Below are 23,565 nucleotides of genomic sequence, written 5' to 3' on the forward strand. Positions count from 1 at the left end.
CGTTTCATCGGATGTTCGTTTAAGTCAAATGCTCAAAGCGGCAATAGAATATTAGAATGAAAGAATAATTGATTATGCATCAGGTTGATGTATCAGCAGACTCTTAAACGCCACATCCCTACCCCATTGATCCCATGCCGATCAGGGGTCAACGACCAACAGGATCGGTCGTCGGTAGATTGAGCGACAGAGCACAGACCAGGAAAGCTATGGAGAGAGACATGGAGAGGCTGGCGCAAAATTTCTTTCAATTTTTCAATCCGCGCTACGCCGCATCCCGACACCAAAAGCGTTTCAGTTACAGTATTCGCTACAAAGTCTATGCAGAAGAGTTAGGCTGGGAGCCATCCAGCAGCAGCCGACTTGAAACAGATCACTGCGATGCGTATTCCCACCACTGTCTGCTTGAACATATCCGTAGTGGCGATATTGCAGGTTGCGTCAGGTTGGTGGTCCCGTCTGCGGGCAGACCTGATAACTACCTGCCCTATCAGTTACACCAGATTCCCAATGTAAAGAGCGAACGCCTGTTGCAAATCCCACCCACGGATATCGGCGAAATATCCCGGCTGGCTGTACCACTCCATTTTCGGCGCAGGGCCAACGAAACCGGCAAACCGTTTATCCTGGACAGTCACAACACAAATACAATGTATACCGAAGAGGAGCGTCGCAATTTTCCCAACATTGCCATCGGTCTCTATTTATCATCCATCGCTCTGGTCGATCTGTGCCGGCTAAAATTGGTGTTGGTGGTCATGGAACCCAGACTGCAACGCCACTTGAGCCGATTCGGACTCCAGTTCCACAAAATCAGTGACGATTTTGAACTGCATGGCAAACGTGCGCTGTTTGAGCTGCCGAGCAGTGAGCTAACCAGCAACATGCCTGACGACATCAGGCGGCTCTACGATCTGATCAAACAGAATCTTGCACAACAACCCTGGCAAATCCCCGGCAACAATCTGCAATTGCACTCGAATGAAAAATTTTGATTATCAGCTGGCGTTTTCAAGGAACATCGGCTGGGTTACCGAATCAGAGCAGCAACAACTGGGTAAAGCCCGAGTCGCCATTGCAGGCCTGGGGGGTGTGGGCGGCAGCCACCTGCTTACCCTGACCCGACTTGGAATAGGTCAATTCAATCTGGCCGATTTCGACAGTTTTGCGGTCGAAAACTTCAATCGTCAATCAGGTGCAAATCTCGACACGGTCGGCAAGCCTAAGCTCGACACCATGATTGATGCGGCCCTGGCAATCAATCCGCAGCTGGATATCAAGCCTTTTCCCCAGGGGGTGAAAGCGGATCAGGCAGAAGCGTTTTTACAGGATTGTGACATCTACCTGGATGGCCTCGATTTCTTTGCCATGACGGCAAGGCGGGCAGTGTTTGCCGCCTGTTATGAGATGGGACTGCCTGCGGTAACGGCAGCGCCATTGGGAATGGGTTCGGCACTGCTCTGCTTCTTGCCGGGCGAGATGAGTTTCGAATCCTACTTTCAGCTTCAGGGTGTCGACGAGTATCAGCAATATCTGAGATTCCTGGTCGGCCTGGCCCCAGCGAGACTGCACCAGGCTTATCTGGTAGAACCGCAGCGGATCGATCTGCTGGCGAAGCGCGGCCCCTCAACCGCCATGGGCTGCGAGATCTGCGCTGGGTTCGCCGCCAGTCAGGTTTTGAAACTGCTGCTCGGACGAGGAGCAGTTACAGCGGCCCCTTGGGGGTTGCAATTCGATGCCTATGAAAACCGACTCGCCAAAACCTGGAGACCTGGCGGAAATCGTCATCCTTTGCAGCGTCTGGCAATCTGGTTCGGCAGCCGCCAGTTGGCTGCTTCCGCAGAAACAGTCTAGAGGCATCGCCAACCCTCTCCAGACCCGGCAACGGCAGATCACAGGAACCCGTACACTGTTTGGCGATCAACTATAGATCTGTTATCCGGCCTGCCGCGATATTAGGGCCTGTTAACAGAGCTCAAGAATAGACATCCCCCGGAGGAGCCATGCGCCATACAGGTCTTTATCTAAATTCGTGTCTGATCCTGATCGCTACAGTGATCTCAGTTACCCCACTCCACGCTGAGGAGCCAGCTCGTCAATATGATCTGGTGCAGCTCAATGCCTACGCCACAATGGAGGTGGATAACGACACCCAAATTGCCACCTTGTACGCTCAGCGGGAGGGTACCGACCTCAAGCTGCTGACCGATCAGGTCAACAGCCTGATCGCAGAAGCGGTGAAAACGGCGAAACAAAGGAGTGATATCAAGGTCAGCACACTGGGCTACCGAACCTCCCCACGTTATCATCAACAACAGCTTATTGGCTGGAGGGTTCGGCAATCGATTCGACTGGAGAGCAAAACAAGCCCCGCCATGAGTAGCTTGCTGGGTAGTTTGCAATCCAAATTGGCATTGGACTCCCTGAGCTACACGATCTCAACGAAAAAACGCCAGACTGCCGAGGAGTCTCTTACCACCCAGGCGATCAGCGCTTTTCGCAAACGAGCCGAGCAAGTCACTGAACAGATGGGACGCAGCCATTATCGTCTGGTTGAAATGCATCTGCAGACCATTGATCACTCCCCGGCGCCCTACCCGATGCGCGCCAACATGATGGCCATTGAGGGGCGGGCTTCAGCCCCCACCCTTGAGGCTGGCAGCCAGACCTTGAGAGTGGATGCGAACGGAAAGATCGAGTTGCAGCTTGAATAGTTGTCAATTGAGCAGAAGACAAGAGGTGTACGGACTTTTACGCCTTGCGCCAGGCAGTTTCAACCCCACTTACCAAAACAATTAGGAACGACAATCACAGACAACAGCCGGTCCGGTAAAAAATCTCACCCTCAAGTCGATAGACTGTTTAGCGGCACAGCAAAGATATGTTCAACCTGCCTTATCAGCAGTGGTGAGCGTAAGATAAGGCTCCTTCCTGTCAATAAGGGGTCTCCTTGAACCATTTGCCGGCTGCATTTGAATGACAGACACAAACTGAGTGAGACAACCACAGCATTGAGCTGTTGAAAAGCTTATGGGTAGCCTATCCAAGGCAAGGATGCTGTCATTACTGCTGACTTTGTTCTTAACCAGTCAATCTACTGCGGGGATTGCGGCCGAGGTTCCAAGCTACACGATCGGTGTATTGGCGAAACGGGGAGCGTCGATCACCCTGCAACGCTGGTCTGAAACCGCAGACTATCTGACACAACAGATCATGGATGCCCAATTTCGCATCGTTCCTTTGCCGTTCGAAGCGATCGAACCGGCAATCCATACCAGGCAGATCGATTTTTTACTCGCCAATTCCGGAATCTATATCAAGGCAGAGCATGACTTCCGAGCCTTCCGTATCGCCACCCTGATCAATAAGGTCAGCGATCACGGCGCAAACCGTTTTGGTGGCGTCATCTTCACTCGCAAAGATAACTCAGCTCTACACCGATTGAGTGACCTGAAAGGCATAAGATTCGGCGCAGTAAATCCGACCTCGCTTGGTGGTTTCCTGATGGCCAGGCGGGAACTGCACTCCCATGACATAGACGTGGAAAGGGAGACAACGCTGCATTTCTTCAACACCCATGATGCTGTGGTTGATGCCGTTATCAGCGGTGAGGTAGACGCCGGAACGGTTCGAACTGATACGCTGGAACAGATGTCCGCCAGCGGCCTGGTTAAATTGCATGAGATCAAGGTACTCAACTTACAGACCAATCAGGGCTTTCCCTATCTGCTCAGTACCCAACTCTACCCGGAGTGGCCATTGGCTGCGCTACCACACACCCCCAAATCGCTTGGTGAAAAGGTCTCCATTGCCCTGTTAAAAATGCCTCAAGATCATCCTGCAGCTGTGAGCAGCCGGATTTTGGGCTGGACGGTACCGGCAAACTATGAACCTGTCCATGAGCTCTACCGAAGCTTGAACATTCCACCGCATAAGCGTCTTCCACCCACTTTGATTGAGTGGACCGAGCACCACCCCATCGCCACAATCATGACGCTTGTCTCCATGCTGCTGATCATAATCTCACTGATACTCCTCAGCGAGAACAATCGCCGCTTGCGTAACACCCAACAGAGATTGTCGCAAACGATTGGCAAGCTGAAGTCCACTGAATCGAAACTGAAAGACAACCTTTCTCAGCTGCAAGAGAGTGAAAACAAGTTTACCCAGCTGGCTGAATCCGCATTGGACGCAATCATCATGCTCGACCCACAGGGCAATATCGAATTCTGGAACCCTGCAGCGAGTAAGATATTTGGTTACACATCCGAGCAGGCAGCAAATCTGCTCATCGACCAATGGCTGCCAACTGACCGACAGGAGAACCCGATCCTCAACTATATCGGCAATTGCGACAGCCCTCTCAGCGGCACACTGCTGGAGCTTGAAGCCATACGAAAATCCGGTGAGCGGTTTCCGGTCGAAGCCGCCATCTCATCGGTCACCCTGGATCGGGGCTGGCATGTGATCTGTCTGATCCGGGACATTACCCAAAGAAAGATCATCGAAACCGAGCGGGAGCAGCTGGCACTGCAACGCACTCAGCACCATAAAATGACGGCATTGGCTCAACTGGCGGATGGCATCGCCCATGAGATCAACACTCCCATACAGACCATCAACAACAATTTGAATTTCATTGAGGAGGCTCATCAGGATAGCCACGATCTGATTTCGACCTACCTGACGCTGACAGCGGCGATCGAAAGCAATTCCGATCTCTCGGCGACGCTGGAGGCGTGTAATGAGAAGCGGGATGAGATCGATCTCGACTACCTCAAAGATGAGGTCACAACCACCATCCGACAGTGTCACCAGGGTACCGAGCAGGTCTCCAGAATTGTTCGCTCAATGCGTATTTTCACCTCCGACAACGCCCTCCATGAGCCTACAGACCTGAATAAGCTGATCAGGGATATCGTGGCTATCAGCCGCTATCAGTGGGAACAGATTGCCGAACTCGAAACAGACCTGGATGAGACCCTGCCGCTGGTGAGCTGTTCACCCAGCGAAATGCATCAGGCCCTGATCAATATCCTGATGAATGCGGTCCAGGCATTGCAGGAGAGCTCAAAACAGCACACTGGGAAGATCACCATTACCAGCCAACAGCGCGGCCAGTATGTACAACTTGCCATCTCGGATAATGGTGACGGCATTCCGGAATCAGCCCAGGATCAGATCTTCAACCCATTCTTTACGACAAGGGATGTGGGAGAAGGTACTGGACAGGGGCTCACACTAAGCCACGATATCCTGGTACGAAAACACAGTGGAAAGTTAGACTTCGACACAGAAGCCGGTGTCGGCACGACTTTCCGCCTTCAATTGCCTTTGAATCAAGCCGCTTAGTCCATCAACAACCACTGAAATACCTGACTTAATTCAAGGGTTACCTGCATAACCAAGTGTTCGACTCCGTAAAAACTCAGGTTTATAAGTATTTCGTCATATGGCTTAAAAAATAGTAACTCCCGCCGATACTCTATTTACCTTTAATCAATAACTCCTGCAGATCTCTGCGAGGATCAAACTATGTTTGGCTTAAGTAATAAAAAGACCCTCACCCTTCAAGCAGAACAGATCACTCAGCAGGATGCTAGGATTCAGGCACTGGAACAGGAACTGGCTGCTGCAAAAGGGGACAATGACACACTCCGGCAGGAAACGGAGAGTCTGCAGAGTGAAAAACAACTCTATCAGCAACTGTTTGCGAATTTTTCCAGCTTAGGTGAGTCGTTCAGCCAACTGCAACACTCCCTGAGCCATACGGCAAACTCAATGAAGGAAGAGAAGCAGAGCGCCATTAAAGGCTCAGAGATCTCCTCGCAGGCCATCTCCGGGGTTGAGGTGATGAGCAGCGAGATCGATAACGTAACCACCATCTCCCGGGAAAGCTCCGACAGTGTGGTGAAACTCAGCACCATTGCAGACAGCATCAGCAACTTTGTCAGTATCATTCAGGGGATTTCTGAGCAGACCAATCTGTTGGCACTCAACGCTGCGATTGAAGCGGCCAGAGCCGGCGAGATGGGCCGGGGTTTTGCGGTGGTTGCCGATGAGGTGCGTAATCTGGCAGGCCGAACCCGTGAGGCGACCACAGAAATTGCCGCCCTGGTAGATACCATCACCCAGGAGACAAAAAAATCTGTCGAGACCATGTCATCGGTGATGGATGTCACGGACAATTTCCAGAGTCAGGTTAGCGGATCCATACAGATGATCAAAAAGCAGTTTGAGCTATCCAAGGAGATGGAGAGCGCCATTGCCTCAACTTCACTGCGAACCTTCGTTGAGCTGGCCAAACTCGACCATCTGATCTTTAAGTTCGGCATCTATAAGGCCTTCATGGGACTCACAGAAGCGGATCCCTCGAATCTACCGGACCACAGAAACTGTCGTCTGGGTAACTGGTATTACACAGGGGAAGGTCAGGATTGCTTCTCCCAGCTCAACGGCTACCACGAGATCGAAGCGCCCCACCTTGATGTGCACAAAAATGGTAAACTGGCGATGGAATGCGCCAAAGCCGGTGACCACAAAAACGGCATCAGCGCGATATCCAAGATGGAAGAGGCCAGCCTACTGGTACTTTCAAGTCTGGAAGATCTGGCCCGCGCCGGTGAGAGCAATTCCGACATCCTCTGTAGCAGCGACCATTAACCACCTCAGCGACTGACGATTCTCAGCAGAACCGTCTGCACAAACGATAACCCGCTGACCTGAGAGGTCAGTGGGTCGAACTCGATCGCAGCAGATCAGTGCTGACCATCAACCAAAGCTGTGGCGCGTTCAACCATTTTATCGACGATGGCGTAGATTCCCACATGCCTGCTGGGACTGAGATGCTCTTCCAGCCGTAAACGTTTGAACAGACTGTCCACATCCATATTTCTGATCTCCTGCAGACTGCGATAGGAGAGCAGATCGATCAGCACAGCCAGTACACCTTTGATGATGGCGGTATCACAGTCTCCCTGAAAACGGATCAAGCCTGACTGACGGGGATCCAGCTGAGCCGCCACATGCACAGTACTCATACAGGGCTTAACCCAGTTCGCCTCAGTTTTAAGGGCATCCGGCATCGGTGGGAGGTTCTCACCCAATTCGATCAGATATTGATATCGGGTATCCCAATCATCAAGAAACTCGAAAGTTTCGACGATCTGCTCAATGCTTTCAGCTTCAGACAGGATGGTCATATCAGCTTGTTCCCATGCACAATATCCAGCCGACGCCCAAATCGGTTACCTGCAGATTTTCAACCATACTGTTGATCAAGGCGGAGCTGCCAGAGTTGAAGATTTCACACGCTGAATGATTCACCACAGCCACAACTCTGTTTCACATTGGGATTGATAAACTCAAATCCCTCGTTGAGCATATTCTCTTTGACAAAATCGATGGTCATACCATCCAGCATGGGCAGACTCTGGTGATTCACCACAATCTTCACCCCGTGGCTTTCAAATACAAGGTCATCCGCATCGACCTGCTCCGCATAATCCACCACATAGGCAAAACCGGAACAGCCACTCTTTTTCGTTGCCAGGCGCAGCCCGATACCCGAGCCGTGACCGGATAACATCCTGCTGACATGTTCAGCCGCTCTGTCAGTCAACTGTATGGACATCTCGACACCTCTACTATCCTGAAAAGAGCCTCATGAACAACCATGATGCCCGCCAGGACTCACATCATTACAAACACTACAGCAATCCCAACTTCATCTGCGCCTCTTCACTCATCCGCTCCTTGCTCCAGGGTGGACTCCAGACCAGATGAACAACCGTATCCTCAACACCAGGTACCGCATCGATCACACGCCCCACTTCTCGGGGCAGGGTTCCCGCTACAGGACAGGCCGGTGCGGTCAAAGTCATATCGATCTCCACCTGCCCCTGATCATCAACCTCCAGCCGATAGATCAAACCCAGATCATAAATGTTGACCGGAATCTCCGGGTCATAAACCGTGCGCAGGGCTTCGATCAATTGATCCTGACTCGGTACACTGCTCTTCGCCTGACCGGGCAGAAGTGACTTTACAGCTTCAACCAAGCGACTCATGATTCGTCTCCGGTTCTGTCAAACCGACAAAGTTCATGCGTCTGTTAAGCAGCTCGATCAAGGCCTGGTGTTCAAATTTCTCGATGATTTCCGCCAGGAATCCCTGACACAACAAAGCCCGGGCCCGCTGTTCATCAAGCCCCCGGGAGCGCAGATAGAAGATCGCCTGATCATCCAGCTGCCCAACCGAGGTGCCATGACTGCAGATCACATCATCGGCCAGAATCGTCAACTGGGGTTTGGTATCCACTTCAGCCTGTCTCGACAACATCAGATTGGCATTATGCAGATGGGCCTCACTTTTTTGCGCCCCCTTACCAACCTGTATCAGGCCATCGAAAACCGCTTTGCCGGCACCACGCAAGATCCCTTTGAAGTTCTCCCGGCTACTGCAATTGGCCAACTGGTGATCAATATCGAGATGAAAATCAGTCAGCTGCCCATCATCCACGAGATAGAGACCATCCAGTTCACAATGGGCATCGGGTTGTTGAAAACGATTTGAGATAAAGGTGCGTGACCAGCAGCCTCCAATCGCTGCCATTACCCCGTAGTAGGCTGCCTTGCTCTGCAGTGCGATATGCAGATCGCTCAGATGATAGGCCTGACGACTCTCCATCTGAATGCGCTTGTGACTCAGAGTGGCCTGCTCAGCCAGGCTGATCTCGACCACCTGATGGTTGAAATAGCTACTCTGTTGATCCTCTGAGATGAAGCGTTCAATCAATTCAGCCTGACTGCCACGCTCCAGCAGAATCAGGTGACGGGTAGGCAGTTTGTGCCCTTCTACCCTGTCCGTGCTCAAGTGAAGCAACTCCATTGGCCCATCCAGCCTGACATCCGGGGCGATCCGTATCACTGCCCCATCTTGAAAACCGGCCAGATTCAACGCCGCAAATCCATCGTCACCCAAGCCTGACAGACTACCCACCGCCTCCAAAACCTGGCGATCCCCTGTTGCCATGGCCGTTTTAAGACTGGTTACCCTGACGCCTTCCGAGGGATAAACTGAGTGCTCTTCGATGAACTGACCGTCGATAAACACCAGGCGTCCCAGCGTGGCAATTTCCAACAGATGGTTCTGAATCCCGTCATCCCGATCCCTTTGCGAACTCTTGGCTGGAGCAGTAAAGCCCTGCTTAAGCAAGCCCTCCACACTGGTGTAACGCCAGGCTTCCGAACGTCGATCGGGAAAACCCAGCGTTTCAAACCTTTCCAGAGCAGCCAGGCGCCGGTCAATCATCCAATCACCGGAACTCATGGGCAGAGATTCGATACCCTGCAGTGTGCCACGCTTGTAGTCACTCGGGGAGAGGATCATGCCGCTGCCTCCTCGAGCAACCAGCCATAACCTCTTGCTTCAAGCTCTAATGCCAGTTCCTTACCACCACTGCGTACAATCCGACCATCTGCCAACACATGCACCTTGTCCGGCTGAATATAGTCGAGCAGCCGTTGATAGTGGGTCACCACAAGCATGCCCCGTTCCGCTGTACGCAACCGATTGACTCCGTCCGCCACTGTCCGTAAGGCATCGATATCGAGCCCTGAGTCGGTCTCGTCGAGGATCGCCAGTTTCGGTTCAAGCATCGCCATCTGCAGAATTTCGTTGCGTTTCTTCTCCCCTCCGGAGAAGCCCGCATTGACAGATCGTTTCAACAGCTTCTCATCGAGTTTTACCTGTCTGGCCTTCTCTTTTACTTGCTTCATGAAACTGAGGGTATCGATCTCAGGTTCACCCCGGGCTCTGCGCAATGCATTCATCGATTCGCGCAGGAAACTCATATTATTCACCCCGGGCAACTCCACCGGATATTGCATTGCCAGAAACAGGCCCTGCCGGGCCCGCTCTTCCACTTCCAGCTGCAACAGGTCTTCACCCAGATAGCGAACCTCACCACCGGTTACGGAATAACCGTCACGACCCGCCAGAATGTGTGCCAGAGTACTCTTGCCTGAACCGTTCGGTCCCATGATGGCATGCAACTCTCCAGCCTCCACCTGAAGATCCACGCCTTTCAGGATCTCTTTTCCATCCACACTGGCTGTTAAATTCTTAATGGCTAACATCTCTTTACCTCATTAATACTGCAGAGAATCGCATCATCCACAGCTCTGATGACTCCGTTACAAACCTATCCGACCGCCCCTTCGAGACTCACAGCGAGCAGTTTCTGAGCCTCGACTGCAAACTCCATCGGCAGTTCCTGGAAGACCTCTTTACAGAAACCGTTGATGATCATCGACACCGCATCCTCTTCCGTGAGCCCTCTTTGTCGACAATAGAAGAGCTGATCCTCACTGACCTTCGAAGTGGTAGCTTCGTGCTCCACCTTGGCGGTTGGATTCTTCACCTCGATATAGGGAAAGGTGTGGGCGGCACAACGGTCACCGATCAACAGGGAATCGCAACGGGTGTGGTTACGCGCGTTTTCCGCCTTGCCGGCAATCCTCACCAGGCCTCGATAGGCGTTACTTCCCTGCATTGCGGAAATACCCTTGGAGACAATCGTGCTGCGACTGTTTTCACCGATATGGATCATCTTGGTGCCGGTATCGGCCTGTTGAAAACCCTTGGTTACAGCAACCGAGTAGAACTCACCGACGCTGTCCCTACCGCGCAAAATACAGCTGGGATATTTCCAGGTGACTGCGGATCCGGTCTCCACCTGAGTCCATGAGATGTGGGAGCGATCCCCTCGACAGTCACCCCGCTTGGTGACAAAGTTGTAGATACCCCCCTTGCCCTCAAGATCACCCGGATACCAGTTCTGCACGGTTGAATACTTTATCTTTGCATCCTCCATCGCCACCAGTTCAACCACCGCGGCATGGAGTTGGTTTTCATCCCGCATCGGCGCGGTACAGCCCTCCAGATAGCTCACCTCACTGCCCGCCTCTGCAATGATCAGGGTACGTTCAAACTGACCGGTTTTCGCTTCATTGATGCGAAAATAGGTGGAGAGCTCCATCGGGCATTTGACACCTTCTGGTATATAGACAAAGGTTCCATCACTGAACACGACACTGTTGAGCGCGGCAAAAAAGTTATCCTTATGGGGCACCACAGAGGCCATGTATTGACGCACCAGCTCCGGATAATCCCGCAACGCTTCAGAGATGGCGCAGAAGATCACACCAGCTTCAGCGAGCGTCTCTCGAAAGGTGGTGGCCACGGAGACACTGTCGAAGACCGCATCAACCGCAACCCCGGACAGCGCCTTTTGCTCCTCGATGGAGATACCGAGCTTTTCATAGGTGGCAAGAATTTCCGGATCGACCTGATCCAGACTCTCAAGCTTCGGTGACTGCTTCGGCGAGGAGTAGTAGGAGATCTGCTGAAAATCGATAGGCGGATGGTTGATTACCGCCCAATCGGGTTGATCCATTGTCAACCAGTGGCGGTAGGCTTCGAGACGTTTTTGCAGCATCCATTCCGGCTCTCCCTTGCGCTCCGAGATAGCGCGCACCACCGCTTCGTCCAAACCGGGAGGAAAGGTATCGGAGTCGATCCGGGTGATGAAACCCTGGGCATATTCAGCCGCAATCAACGCCTCCATTTCACTGTTTGTCTGACCCATATCGTGACTCCGTTTAATGCTGATCGGGAAGTGACCGCTTATTACACACAGCGCCACAACGACTGCTGCCGAGATAGAGACAGGAGAGCATTGCAACGCTACCGGCCATCATGAAAACCACAGCCAGCTCAGTCGCGGAGAGCACCAGAAACAGCAGACCAACAGCGATACTGATCAGGGTTAAAAAGCCCACGGGACCACCACAACAGCGGACCGAAAAGAGTTGAAAAAGTGTAACCATCAATACACATCCCAGCCTTTAAAAAATCAAGGCGACCAAGTAATAACTTAGTAATATAGTCAGGTATTATGGTTTGCAAGAGCTAAACACAATCCAATTTAAGGGGAATAGTGGGAGAGGCATTTTCCAAACCTATTTAATTATTTAATAATCAATAGGATAGAAAGAATACAAACAACTGGAACAGTCCCTATACCCTAATAGAACAAGGGTTACGCAGTGAACCGAACCCAGGCACAAACCGTAGATTGGCTGAAGGTCTTTTACGACTAATCGTCAAGAATCGACTTGACACCCTTTGAGATCAGACGCTCATAGAGAAACTTCTTTTTGCCGTCCATTTCGACCCCGAGCCCATCGAGCATGGTAAACAGATCGTCAATGATGATTTCGGAGATATGCTGACCATCACGCAGTGACTCCTCAAGATCATTGTTCATTGCCAGCATACAGGCCAGTGCGCCGATCAGATTCAACTCATCCAGCGTACTCTCAGACGAATCCAGGGGCTGGCTGTCAGAGGATGGCGCCAGCAATTGACTGTCAGGGGTTGGCGTCGTCAGTTGACTGTCAGGGGAGGGATCGACCGGAACACCTGGTTTGATGCCGATCCTGTCGCACATCTGGTACAGATCTTCATGATAAAAACTGATATCCGAGGGGTAGTTATAGGCACTGTTACCTTTCTCGACAGAGAGACCGATGAGCAATTCATCGTCGAACACCAAAAATTTCTGAAACAGCTCTTCTCTGACGACGCCGTTGATACTCATGTGGTGATCGATCAGTGCACTGTTACAGGTCACCGATAGGCCCCGTTTCAGTTCACTGACATCCGCCGGATAGAGCCTGAGATAGCCATCCACGTAGACCCGCTCGTAGGAGCGCTCCTGCACCTCGACTGAAGCAAACCCGGCAAAATGGAGATAGAGCTCCTCCATCTCACGCAGAATCTTTTCGTCGCCAACAAAACGGCAGGCATGATCCCAAGATAGAAAACTCTCGTCATCGTTGGCAATGGTCATGGCGCATCCTTCTCCTCTCCAACTGCAGGCCCGACAGCAGTGCCACTGATTCTAATCGCTTATCAGAAGCAAGCAAATCAGATTTGTGAGCCCGATGAGGCAATCGTCCATTTCATCCGGACCAAGGCTAGCTGCAGCAGACAGCTCCAGACTCTCAAAGCGGTCCGCTTTGGGCCAGTTAACACTCTACCAGGTTCACCGCCAGACCGCCCCGTGATGTCTCTTTGTATTTTGTCTGCATATCGGCACCCGTCTCCTGCATGGTCTTGATCACCTTGTCGAGAGAGACGAAGTGGGAACCATCCCCTCTCAAGGCCATACGGGCCGCATTGATCGCCTTCACCGCCCCCATGGCATTGCGTTCGATACACGGCACCTGCACCAATCCACCCACCGGGTCACAGGTCAGGCCCAGATTGTGCTCCATACCGATCTCGGCCGCATTCTCAACCTGTTGTGGCGTGCCTCCCAGTACCTCGGTCAGAGCTCCGGCCGCCATGGAACAGGCCGAACCGACTTCCCCCTGGCAACCCACCTCGGCACCGGATATGGAGGCATTCTCCTTGTAGAGAATACCGATCGCACCGGCACACAACAGAAAACGCACCACGCCCTCTTCATTGGCGCCCGGGGAGTATCGCCAGTAGTAGTGAAGTACGGACGGAATGATCCCCGCCGCCCCATTGGTCGGCGCTGTAACAACCCGGCCACCGGCAGCATTCTCCTCATTCACCGCCAGGGCAAACAGGTTGACCCAGTCCATGGTCCCCAGGGGTACGGTACTCAGCTCGGCATCATTACTCAGTTGCCGGAAAAGTCTTGGTGCTCTGCGCTTAACCTTGAGACCGCCCGGTAATAGACCCTCCGTTTCACAGCCCTTCTCGACACACTGCTGCATCACATGCCAGATTCCCAACAGCTGCTGGCTGATCTCGGCTTTATCCCGCCAGGCCAGCTCGTTTTCCAGCATCAATTGACTAATAGAGAGACCATTGGCCTCGCACTGACCGAGTAACTCCCGACCGCTGTGGAATGGATATTTCAGTTCAGTCTGCTGCTCGACAATCTGCGGCTCACCCTGATCATCGGTCTGCACCACAAATCCGCCCCCAACCGAGTAGAACTCACCACTCTTTACAGGCTCTCCCGCCTCATCCAATGCCGTGAACAACATGCCGTTGGGATGCAGACCCAGCTGTTTGCGTCGATAGAAGACCAGATCTCGATCGGGGTCCAGCCCGATCACCTGTCCTCCATGGAGCTCGATCTGCCGCTCCACCCGCACCCGATCCATGCGCAGCGGAATCGCATCCACTTCAACCTCTTCCGGTGTCTCACCCTGCAACCCGAGGATCACCGCCTTATCCGTACCATGCCCCTTACCGGTTGCACCGAGTGAACCGTAGAGCTCGATCTTCAGCCTGCTTGTGCCGGCCAACTGACCGGCCTCATCGAGCTGCTCGATAAAGCGTTTTGCGGCCAGCATCGGTCCTACCGTATGGGAACTCGATGGTCCGATGCCGATTTTGAAAAGATCGAACACACTGACCGACATGATCATTCTCCTTTCACTTCCAGAGTCGATAAGATCTCACAACCAGCACCGACAATATACCTACACTGTACGCAGTTTGGCACACTCCCCCACTAGCCATGAGTTACCAGCGACAGGCTTTTAAACCTCTTCAATCTGACAATCAGTAAGTCTTGGAGTGACTATTCAATCACCGACAGATTCGGCACAATCCATTTTTTCCATCATCGCTTGTAGGTAAAATAGACCACTGGCCGAAGATCCTTCACAATTGTGCGCCCTGAAAATGAAATCCACCTACAAAGCAATCCTGTTTGACCTGTTCGGCACACTGCTGAGCGTTTCCAAGGCGGCAAAGGGGCAAGGGCAATATACCGCAGACATACTCGGGTTGGATCGCAAAGCCTGGAATCAGGCCTGTTTCGGTAAGCACCATGACATTGTCACTCGAACCGATCATCTGGAGACCGTCAGGCGCATTGCCCACAGTCTCGATTCATCAATCCCGCTCCACAAAGTCCGACAGGCTGCCGATGCGCGACAGTTGCGTTTCAATACAGCCTTGCTCGAAATCGAACCCGGCATCCTGACGATTCTGCAGTACCTAAAGCAGCAGGGATTCATCCTGGGGCTGATCTCAAACGCCTCCACCGGTGAGGTCGACGCCTGGCCTGACTCACCACTTGCTCCTCTGTTCACCTCAGTACACTTCAGCTGGCAACGTGGTGTACAGAAACCGGATCCGGCCATCTATCGAATGGCACTGGACGAACTGGCCATCGCCCCCCGGGCGGCTCTGTTCATCGGCGACGGCAGCAGCGAGGAGCACATGGGGGCCGAAACCTGTGGCATCGACAGCCTGCTGGTGACCTATTTTCTCGATGGCTGCAATGAGCAGGAGCTCAAGCGAAGGGGCGAGGGATCGAAAGGACGCATTAAACATATTCGGGAACTGTTGAAAAGGGTATCCCCCGAAGGCTGATAGAAAAGCACCCAGCCGCTGAAGCTACATGAAGCCAGTTTAGGTTGCAGAAGTGGACCCTCTACAATCGTTACAACCTCATGACCTGCATCGAACTCACATCAGAGGAGCTGATTTTGTTGTCTTGCTTGTCCGTACTTTTTCTGTGGTATATGCCGGACTGAAGCGTCATTAAAAATCCCCAGGACTATACTAACTTAAAGGTTCATGAACATACTCCTAAGCAGTGAGGCGTAACCAAAAGAGTATTTCTTAATGAGGTAAATCGATCCACTCAGCTTGACCGTGGATATTGACCTGCCGACGGACTCGGGAGCTCTCCTCATGACAAAAGTCATCTTGTCTGCTGCACGCTATCCAGCCTGGGTGATGGCGGCACTTTTCAGCATCACGCTGCTTGCCCTCAGCCATCTGCCCGAGCTGCGCGTGGAGATCACGGCGGAAGGGATGATGATCAACAATCCCCCTGCTCTCACCGACTATCAGCGCACCATGGATACCTTCGGTAGTGAGAACGTCACCATTGTCTACCTGGAAGATCCGAAGCTGTTTGCAGCTGAAAACCTCAAAGCGATCCAGCTGGCCTTGGCAGAGATTGAGAAGATTCCCCAGGTGTCGCGTATGGTCAGCCTGTTCTCAGTACGCTATCTGCGTACCGTCGATGGCTATATTCATACCGCCCCCTACTTAAAACCCATACCGGAAAGCCGAAAGGTCCTGCAATCCCGGATTGAGGCTGCACTACTCAACCCGCTGATCGAAAGAAACCTGCTCTCGCACAACGGGCATGTCATGGCGATCAATCTCTTTTTCGATCTGGAGAATTACCATCGCGGCTTCGATGAGCAGGTTTCACTGGCCCTGGATGAGGCAATTGAGCCTCTACAGAAACGTTTTCGCAGGGCTTTTCACCTGGGAGACCCTTCGATTCGTTCAGCCATATCAGAGCAGATCCGCACCGATCAGTTGTTGATACTACCGCTTGCCCTGGCAGTTCTGATTGTCACCCTGTCGATCACCCTGGGTAACTGGAAAGCCCCACTGATACCACTGCTCACGGCAGGTATGAGCGTGTTATGGACGCTGGGCTTGATGGCAGCCATCGGTATACCGGTAAACGTGATGACCTCGATCGTACCGGCTCTGCTGATCATCGTGGGTTCAACAGAGGATATTCATCTACTCTCCGAGTATCAGGCTGCCATACGCAAAGGCAAAAGCAACCAACTGGCACTCAGCCTGATGGCAAAGTTCATGGGTATGGCCATTCTCCTGACCTTCGCAACAACCGCATTGGGATTTCTTTCAATCTCGATCAATCGCATTGACCTGTTGCAACAGTTTGGCCTGATCTGCGCCATCGGTCTGGCGATGAACTTTCTGATCACCAGCACCCTGGTTCCCGCTTCTCTGCAGTTGGCAAGACACTATGGCTTCACCATTCTGTCAGCCACTCAACGTCCATACGCACAATTTTCCACCCACCTCTATCAACAACTCTCCCACTACCCCAAAACCATCATCGGTTCGATTCTGTTGCTGATGTCACTCTGTCTGATCTGGGCAACCCAGATCAACATCAACAACAATGTGATGGACTACTTCGATCAATCATCGGAATTACCAGAACAGGCCGAATTGTTGCAACAGAATCTCTCGGGTATGCAGGCCCTCTCGATTGTATTGAGCGGTACCCAGGGTACCTTTCTCCAAGTACCTTATCTTGAGGAACTGCACAGACTGCAGGACTATCTGGAGGAGACAGGACGGTTTGACAAAAGCTTCTCCTTTGCCGACTTTATTGCCGTGGTGCACAGTGGCATCGACAATGAGTGGCCCGGCACCATCTATCTACCGGCCCGTAACGAAGTGGTCAAGGAGTACATGTCCCTGCTAGACCACGTGAGCGCCGAGAGCTTTGTCTCCTCCGACTACAGCCAGGCACGCATTCTTGTGCGGCATGCTATCAGCTCTTCCCATGAACTTAATCAGGTGGTTGAGGAGATCAAGACCTACACAGAAACCTGGTTGGATCCCACCCTCAAAGTCATGATCACCGGGGGCAGTTATCTTAACAGCCAGGCCGTAGATTACATGGCCGATGGGCAGGCAAAATCACTGCTTCTGATGCTATTGGTGATCTTTTTACTGGTAGCCCTGCTGTTCATGAATCTGAAAGCAGGCTTGATTGCCGTCGTCGCCAATGCATTTCCTATCGTGGTGTTATTTGGCGTGATGGGCATGGCCGGCATCGCCCTGGATACCGGTACAACCATGGTTGGCGCCATCGCCCTGGGTATCTGTGTCGACCACACCATGCATTTCATGGTGAGATACCAGCGCCTGGCAAGTAACTTCCGTTCTGAATCGGATGCCCTGCTGCAAGTCATTCAACAGGAGTCGACACCGATCATTGCCACAGCACTCGCTCTGGCCGCCGGCTTTCTTACTTTGACCTTTTCCAACTTCCCGCCGGTATCTCTATTTGGGTTGCTGAGTGCCTTGGTCATGTGCCTGGCCCTGGTTGGAACCTTTGTTCTGATTCCTTTGATGCTGCGTAATACGCGTCTGATTTCAGTGTGGAGCGTACTTTCACTTCACTTAAGGCGCGATGTACTCGACAAGTGTCCACTGTTCAAAGATATGCGGCCCTGGCAGGTGAGACAACTGGTGGCCCTGAGCCGCATCAGAGAGTACCAGGCGGATGAAGCAATTCTGTTGCAAGGTATGAAATACGACACCATGCTGGTTCTGCTCAAGGGGCAGGCGGAAGCCTGGCATACCCGTTCAGACGGCTCCACCTTTCAGGTCACCACCTATCAGCCCGGTGGCGTATTCGGGGTAACGTCACTGGTTTCCAATCGGCAGCGTCAGGCTGATGTGGTGGCTGTCGGTCAGGTACAGGCCCTGTCATTCAGGTGGGACGGTATTCACCGGATTGCCCGACTGTTTCCCCGTATCGCTTCGCGCTTTCATGAAAACCTCTCCACAACCATTGCCCATCGGCTGCTGCATGAACCATACGACCCATCCTACCAGGATGACATGTCCGGCCTCTACGGTGCTACCTTCATTGAAAAACTACTGGACTTCACAGCTGAAAAAGCGCATCGGTATGAGGAGCCACTCTGTCTGATCATCCTTAAAATCGAAGGTGAGGATTTCATCATTGAAAACCATGGAAGACAGCTACTGAGATGGCTGCTTCATGAGTTCACTCATGCAATCAATCAGGTGCTAAGAAAAGTTGATCTGCTCTCCCGTTGGGGAACAGGAGAGTTCATCATCGTTTTACCACGAACGGATCACACCACGCTGAATGAGATAGCCTGGCGCTTGAAGCAGAGTCTTAATGAGATAGATTTCGGTGTTATCGAAGATGTTACCATTGAGGCCAGGTGTACTCACCTTAAGCGAGGTGATACAGCGGAATCACTAATCGAACGAGCTAAATCGAGTCAACCCATCTGGCAATTGACCCAACTGGAGAACAAGGAAAAGCGCGCTTGACGAATCCAGACAGATCCGTTGCCGGTGCATGCCAGCTTCAGCTCCCAGGGCCGGTTAAGAGACCCTAACAGCCATAAAAAAGGCAGCCCACAGGCTGCCTTCTCAAGAACCAACTTCGAGATTTACTTGGCAGCCACCATGGTGGTCAGCTGACTCCACTGTGCATCGTCGAGAATTTCCATCATCCGATCACGGCAACGGGTTTTTCCGGCAACGATCTGCAGACGGGTTTTTTGTACCGCTTCGGCCATACTGTTGATCTCATCCGCACTGACCCCATCCAGCGATGCCTGGGCCAACTTCTTTTCGCCCTCGATGACTGAGATCACCATTTCATGCATCTTTGAACGGTTTTGCTTGTTCCACTCCATGACCTGCGCCATCTGAGCATCACTAATTTTCAGTTGCTGGGAATTTTTCCGAATAAATGCGACATAGTTCGGCACGGGATTGACATGTGCCATATATTTCATGAATTGACCTTTACCACCCATGTTTTCAGCCGTTACGCCAGAGACTGTAAAAAGCAGAACGGCCAGTAACAAAACAGTAATTTTTTTCATTGATTCCCTCTTATAAACAAAACAGAAGTAAAGCTATCGCCTATCAACACTATCCTCTAAAAACCTCTTGAGCATTGTTATTTATCAATCAAACTCCAATCCAATTCATGACAGCAAAACCGGAGCTTGCCTTTATGAAACCAATGGCTGGCAATCAAAGGTCAAAAATATAGCAAAAAATAGATTAACAATGCCCCAACCATCAAGACAGCAAGCCACCACGGCTTCGACTGAAAACCTGTCGACTACGTGGTCTTAACGATATCGACGGTTTGGCGATGCCCCTGGACCACCCCGTGGACCGGGTGGATTATCCCAATTGGTACCTGGCCCACCTCTGGGCCCGGGAGGATTGTTGTCACGATCGTAACGATAGCGGGGATAGGCACGTTTGTAGTACCAGTTGGATCCGGGGCCGCCTATCGGTCCAGGTGGGTTCGATCGATAGGGGTAACGGCGATCAGGAGAGGCACCCGGCCCACCCTCTGGACCCGGAGGATTCTCCCAGTTGGTGCCTGGCCCACCAACCGGGCCAGGGGGATTATTATCCAAATCCTTTGCCAAACCCGAGGAGGCTGAAAAGACAAACACAACCGCCACTGCAAACATTTTGTCATACCTGATCACTCTACATCCCCTATCCTTAAATAACTTTTCCAAGTCTAAGCATAGACGATAGATTCTCAGGCACCCGTGTTCACTCAGGTACGCCCTGCCACAACATCTCATAACCCACTTCATAGGTATCGTCACAAAAATCAGCCAGGGCAGAGAATTTCTCTTTGAACAATTGATCAGCATGGGAGCGTTCGTGCTGTTCGAAAGATTGCCAGAAAGTGACAATCACAATATCACCCATGTTCTGGTTGACCCGCTTGTTCTTATGGCTGTCATCCGAACCGACACTACCCTCTTCCGAAACAAAGCCGGCATTGCGGTAGACCTGACCACCAATGAAGCCACCATTATCGTCACCGTAATTGTTCTTCACCACATTGCACATCTCCCCAAGCAACAGTTCCACATCCTCAACACTGACACCGGGCTTGAGATCAACCACATTAAATAACATCACACAACCAAATGGAATTTCTATTGGATGAAACATCTCTACTCCTCTCTCTGCAAACGCTTTGGAACAGGCAGCATAAGCGACTCTTCTTCGATAATTAACACCGCTCTGGGTAAGTTAACTAAGTTTCACTTTGTCAATTTTGATAGACCGCTTCCTTGGTGACTTAAAAAACCACCCATAAAATAATGTTACTGCAAACACAGCAGCCCCCTTCTATACTTTCGAAATATCCCTATTTGTTGCGGCGGAGAGACAGATGGAACCCACACTGAAAAGGCTGATCAAGTATGGCTCGAGGGGCGATGATGTGGTGCAGGTTCAGCAAAGCCTGAATCGTGCCGTTTCAACCAAGCCGGAATTGATCCCTGATGGAATCTTTGGCGCCAAATCGACCGCCAGAGCCGAACAATTCCAACGTAGCAATCAACTGGCTGCTGACGGCATTATCGGTCCAAAAACCTGGGAAAAGCTGATTGCCTTCCTGAAAAACATCGTCGATACACCGCCAACCGCTAAAGACAAGCACAAGGAGATTCGCATAAGGGTCCTGATGGAAGCGGGAAAACTTGTCGGCACGGTCGACTTCGCACAGCTTATTGGTGGCAGACCGAAAGGTATCGATATTGTCAAAACCATCTTTAAGGAAGCCGCGAATGTCACCCTGCAGGATGACAACTTCAAAGATCCTTTCACTAAGGCATGGAGTCCACAGCCTTTTATCAGTGGTCAGAAAAAGAGCTGGTGTGGGATTTTCTGTGTCTACTGCTATCGAAAAGCGGGCATAACAAGCGTCAGGTGGAACCTGAATATCGGCGCCCCTGTCGGCAACATTGGTTTGAACAGCTGGAGCACACAGTTCGTCCAGGCGATCAAACTGGCAGACATCGGCGCCGTCGCCACCCGCCAGCACCATTTCCTCATCGAAAAGGTCGACCCTGGCAGCCCATTCACCCCACGGCTGAATACCATAGATGGTAATCTTCTGGCGGGAAAGATCCAGCGACGCAGCGGCTATCATCAGGTAGGCAAGGACAATTTCAATTACTACTCATTGAAGTAGTAATAGAGTCCAGAAAATCGGGATCAATAAAGTACAACCAGCAGTAAGAGACTGGTCACCACCGCTTTAACAACATTCAAACTCTACACGACAGGCCTGAATGGCGCCCAGTCATTCTGGGTGTCGATTATTACAACAGTGTCGAAATAATTTACAGACCTTTTGTAATTTTACCTTGCCATTTCAACTCAAAATGCATAACCGATTGTTATTCCTAAACAAACAATTTTCTGGCACCAATCAAACCCGTACAGGAGTTGGTCCTGAAACACTTAGTTTTAAAGCGCTTATTTAACAACTATCCATAAGGATATACCAATGAAGAAATCACTCTTTTTTCTGGCTTGTTTAGTGATGCTTCTGCCCTTGAATAGTCAGGCAAATGTGATCAGAACCACTGGCTCTATCACGGATGGGGGACCTGGTTCGGTCTCTTATGTACTATTCGATCAGGATGCCGCTGCAAGAACCAGAATTGCAGTAAGTTCGAATGATTTTGATACAGAGATCTTTCTCTTCGAGAATGATGGCAGATTAAACAGAAATGACCGTATTGCCCATAATGACGATCGTAACTTTCCGATTAATCTGAATTCATTGATCAACCGGGTATTACAGGCAGGGAGCTATATCGTAGCCATATCCGCTTTCGACCTGACACGAGGTGAAGCTGTCAGAGGAGTAAACAGGGGTAACGATCAATCCGGATATGGCGACTATCGCATCAGGATAGCATCGAATGCCAATGTCAGATTCAGCAATGTCCCTGAACCTGCCACTCTTTCGTTGCTTGGCCTTGGATTGGTAGGTATGGGTTTTGCCAGACGCGCAAAACAAAAATCCTGAAAGCTGTGCCATTTGAATAACACCAGGGGATAGATATTCCCTTGGTGTTTTTTTATCACTGCCCCCCGGCCTGGGCTTCATCATAAAACCGATCAGGTAATCATTTCTTTTCAAGTGATACCAATCACGCCAATATCACACCACCTTGTGAGACATACTCCCCGCCACAGATATGAAAGCCTGCTGATAACTCAACTGCTGATCCTCTGTTCGATAGGCAGCATAGAGTTTGCGCTGCATGCCCTGGCGCCCCAAGCGCAAACTCTTCAATGGCAATGAGTCACAGGCCCTTTCGATCAACCAGTCCGGAATCACGGTTACCCCACGCGACAGAGCCACCAGTTGCAGCATGATCTCGATTGATTCGATCTGTTTGTGCTGTTGTGACCTGACTCCGGCAGGCCAGAGAAAACCGTTAAGCACATCCAGTCTCTCTTCATCGACCGGGAAGGTGATCAATACTTCCTTAGCCAGCTGCTCCGGGGTTACCCAATCCTTTTCAGCCAGTGGATGGGTCTGAGGTACCAGCAACTTCAGTTCATACTCAAACAGCGCCTCATAACTCAATCCTGGATGATCGACACGGTCGGGGGTTATCAGCATATCGATATGAAAGTTCAACACACCCTCAAAACCGCTGAAGCGGAATCGCTGAAAGATATCCACATCCACTTGCGGATTGGACTTAAGATAAGCAGCCATGACCCCGGTCAACCACTCATAACAGGGATAACACTCCACCCCGAGACGCAAAACACCCTTTTGACCATCCGCATAGGCCTTCAGAGTACGTTGACTCTGCTGCACTAAGGGTAGAACCTTTTCCGCAGTCTCCAACAACAGGTTACCCGCTCGGGTCAGACGCAGTCTGCGCCCCTCTTTCACCCAGATCTCAACACCCAGTTTCTGTTCCAGATAGCGTATCTGATGAGAGAGCGCCGACTGACTCAGACAGAGTGCATTGGCCGCCTTGGTCAGGGTGCCATGTTGTTGTAACGCGGCTACGATCCGCAGATGGGTCAGCTCGATCATCTATGTAATTTACTCATATATTTAATTATAAATATCATTATATCTTC

At 51.5% G+C, this 23,565-nt stretch carries 22 protein-coding genes; 9 read left to right on the plus strand and 13 right to left on the minus strand.

Annotated elements, in window-relative coordinates; translation table 11 throughout:
• The first annotated feature begins 179 nt into the window (after positions 1-179).
• The 5 genes from AC4IE8_RS14935 (at position 180) to AC4IE8_RS14955 (ending at position 6,663) form a co-directional block, all read left to right on the plus strand.
• A complete protein-coding gene (locus AC4IE8_RS14935) occupies positions 180-995 on the plus strand; it encodes a PEP-CTERM/exosortase system-associated acyltransferase (RefSeq protein ID WP_490791360.1) in 816 nt (271 codons plus the stop codon).
• Positions 982-1,854 carry a ThiF family adenylyltransferase gene (locus AC4IE8_RS14940; protein WP_068987398.1) on the plus strand — a complete coding sequence of 291 codons (873 nt, stop codon included), beginning with the start codon at positions 982-984 and terminating at the stop codon, positions 1,852-1,854. The genes AC4IE8_RS14935 and AC4IE8_RS14940 overlap by 14 nt, the downstream gene beginning before the upstream one ends.
• Before the next feature lie 149 nt (positions 1,855-2,003).
• Entirely contained in the window at positions 2,004-2,714 is a 711-nt protein-coding gene (locus tag AC4IE8_RS14945; protein ID WP_490791361.1) for an SIMPL domain-containing protein, read from the plus strand.
• Positions 2,715-3,030: 316 nt separating this feature from the next.
• A complete protein-coding gene (locus AC4IE8_RS14950; RefSeq protein ID WP_490791362.1) occupies positions 3,031-5,352 on the plus strand; it encodes a PhnD/SsuA/transferrin family substrate-binding protein in 2,322 nt (773 codons plus the stop codon).
• Between the two features lie 183 nt (positions 5,353-5,535).
• Positions 5,536-6,663: a methyl-accepting chemotaxis protein gene (locus AC4IE8_RS14955; RefSeq protein WP_068987395.1), complete on the plus strand. Its 1,128-nt coding sequence runs from the start codon at positions 5,536-5,538 to the stop codon at positions 6,661-6,663.
• Positions 6,664-6,758: 95 nt separating this feature from the next.
• On the opposite strand, the gene AC4IE8_RS14960 is transcribed toward AC4IE8_RS14955, so the two are convergent.
• The 9 genes from AC4IE8_RS14960 to AC4IE8_RS15000 all read right to left on the minus strand — a co-directional run bounded on the left by AC4IE8_RS14960 (position 6,759) and on the right by AC4IE8_RS15000 (position 14,471).
• Complete coding sequence (locus tag AC4IE8_RS14960; protein WP_068987394.1) at positions 6,759-7,202, minus strand: SufE family protein; 444 nt, start codon at positions 7,200-7,202, stop codon at positions 6,759-6,761.
• Positions 7,203-7,306: 104 nt separating this feature from the next.
• Entirely contained in the window at positions 7,307-7,633 is a 327-nt protein-coding gene (locus AC4IE8_RS14965; protein ID WP_068987393.1) for a HesB/IscA family protein, read from the minus strand.
• A gap of 76 nt (positions 7,634-7,709) precedes the next feature.
• Complete coding sequence (locus AC4IE8_RS14970; protein WP_068987392.1) at positions 7,710-8,069, minus strand: SUF system Fe-S cluster assembly protein; 360 nt, start codon at positions 8,067-8,069, stop codon at positions 7,710-7,712.
• On the minus strand, positions 8,053-9,390 hold the full coding sequence (gene sufD / locus AC4IE8_RS14975) for a Fe-S cluster assembly protein SufD (RefSeq protein ID WP_068987391.1): 1,338 nt from the start codon (positions 9,388-9,390) through the stop codon (positions 8,053-8,055). The genes AC4IE8_RS14970 and sufD overlap by 17 nt, the downstream gene beginning before the upstream one ends.
• Entirely contained in the window at positions 9,387-10,139 is a 753-nt protein-coding gene (sufC, locus tag AC4IE8_RS14980; RefSeq protein WP_068987390.1) for a Fe-S cluster assembly ATPase SufC, read from the minus strand. The genes sufD and sufC overlap by 4 nt, the downstream gene beginning before the upstream one ends.
• A 65-nt stretch (positions 10,140-10,204) precedes the next feature.
• A complete protein-coding gene (gene sufB / locus AC4IE8_RS14985; protein ID WP_490791363.1) occupies positions 10,205-11,650 on the minus strand; it encodes a Fe-S cluster assembly protein SufB in 1,446 nt (481 codons plus the stop codon).
• Between the two features lie 13 nt (positions 11,651-11,663).
• Positions 11,664-11,891, minus strand: coding sequence for a hypothetical protein (locus tag AC4IE8_RS14990; protein ID WP_490791364.1), 228 nt, complete (start codon positions 11,889-11,891; stop codon positions 11,664-11,666).
• Positions 11,892-12,160: 269 nt separating this feature from the next.
• Entirely contained in the window at positions 12,161-12,916 is a 756-nt protein-coding gene (locus tag AC4IE8_RS14995) for a hypothetical protein (RefSeq protein ID WP_068987387.1), read from the minus strand.
• Positions 12,917-13,094: 178 nt separating this feature from the next.
• On the minus strand, positions 13,095-14,471 hold the full coding sequence (locus AC4IE8_RS15000) for an L-serine ammonia-lyase (protein WP_490791365.1): 1,377 nt from the start codon (positions 14,469-14,471) through the stop codon (positions 13,095-13,097).
• Between the two features lie 265 nt (positions 14,472-14,736).
• On the opposite strand from AC4IE8_RS15000, the gene AC4IE8_RS15005 reads away from it, so the two are divergent.
• Both AC4IE8_RS15005 and AC4IE8_RS15010 read left to right on the plus strand, forming a co-directional pair.
• Positions 14,737-15,432, plus strand: a complete 696-nt coding sequence (locus AC4IE8_RS15005) for an HAD family hydrolase (RefSeq protein WP_490791366.1) — start codon at positions 14,737-14,739, stop codon at positions 15,430-15,432.
• Positions 15,433-15,756: 324 nt separating this feature from the next.
• A complete protein-coding gene (locus AC4IE8_RS15010; protein ID WP_490791367.1) occupies positions 15,757-18,942 on the plus strand; it encodes an MMPL family transporter in 3,186 nt (1,061 codons plus the stop codon).
• A 122-nt stretch (positions 18,943-19,064) separates the two neighbouring features.
• Here the strand turns inward: AC4IE8_RS15010 and AC4IE8_RS15015 are convergent, their stop codons facing one another.
• The 3 genes from AC4IE8_RS15015 to AC4IE8_RS15025 form a co-directional block, all read right to left on the minus strand.
• A complete protein-coding gene (locus AC4IE8_RS15015; RefSeq protein WP_490791368.1) occupies positions 19,065-19,505 on the minus strand; it encodes a hypothetical protein in 441 nt (146 codons plus the stop codon).
• Between the two features lie 255 nt (positions 19,506-19,760).
• Positions 19,761-20,132 (minus strand): hypothetical protein, encoded by a 372-nt coding sequence (locus AC4IE8_RS15020; RefSeq protein WP_490791369.1) that lies wholly within the window; start codon positions 20,130-20,132, stop codon positions 19,761-19,763.
• A gap of 70 nt (positions 20,133-20,202) precedes the next feature.
• Positions 20,203-20,613, minus strand: coding sequence for a hypothetical protein (locus AC4IE8_RS15025; protein WP_068987381.1), 411 nt, complete (start codon positions 20,611-20,613; stop codon positions 20,203-20,205).
• 223 nt (positions 20,614-20,836) lie between these two features.
• On the opposite strand from AC4IE8_RS15025, the gene AC4IE8_RS15030 reads away from it, so the two are divergent.
• On the plus strand, positions 20,837-21,640 hold the full coding sequence (locus AC4IE8_RS15030) for a peptidoglycan-binding domain-containing protein (protein ID WP_490791370.1): 804 nt from the start codon (positions 20,837-20,839) through the stop codon (positions 21,638-21,640).
• Positions 21,641-21,958: 318 nt separating this feature from the next.
• Positions 21,959-22,486 (plus strand): DVUA0089 family protein, encoded by a 528-nt coding sequence (locus AC4IE8_RS15035; protein ID WP_068987379.1) that lies wholly within the window; start codon positions 21,959-21,961, stop codon positions 22,484-22,486.
• 135 nt (positions 22,487-22,621) lie between these two features.
• Here AC4IE8_RS15035 and AC4IE8_RS15040 read toward each other — a convergent pair whose 3' ends face one another.
• Positions 22,622-23,518 (minus strand): LysR family transcriptional regulator, encoded by an 897-nt coding sequence (locus AC4IE8_RS15040; RefSeq protein WP_068987378.1) that lies wholly within the window; start codon positions 23,516-23,518, stop codon positions 22,622-22,624.
• Between the last annotated feature and the right edge of the window lie 47 nt (positions 23,519-23,565).

The organism is Candidatus Thiodiazotropha sp. AKAK2 (assembly GCF_058244685.1).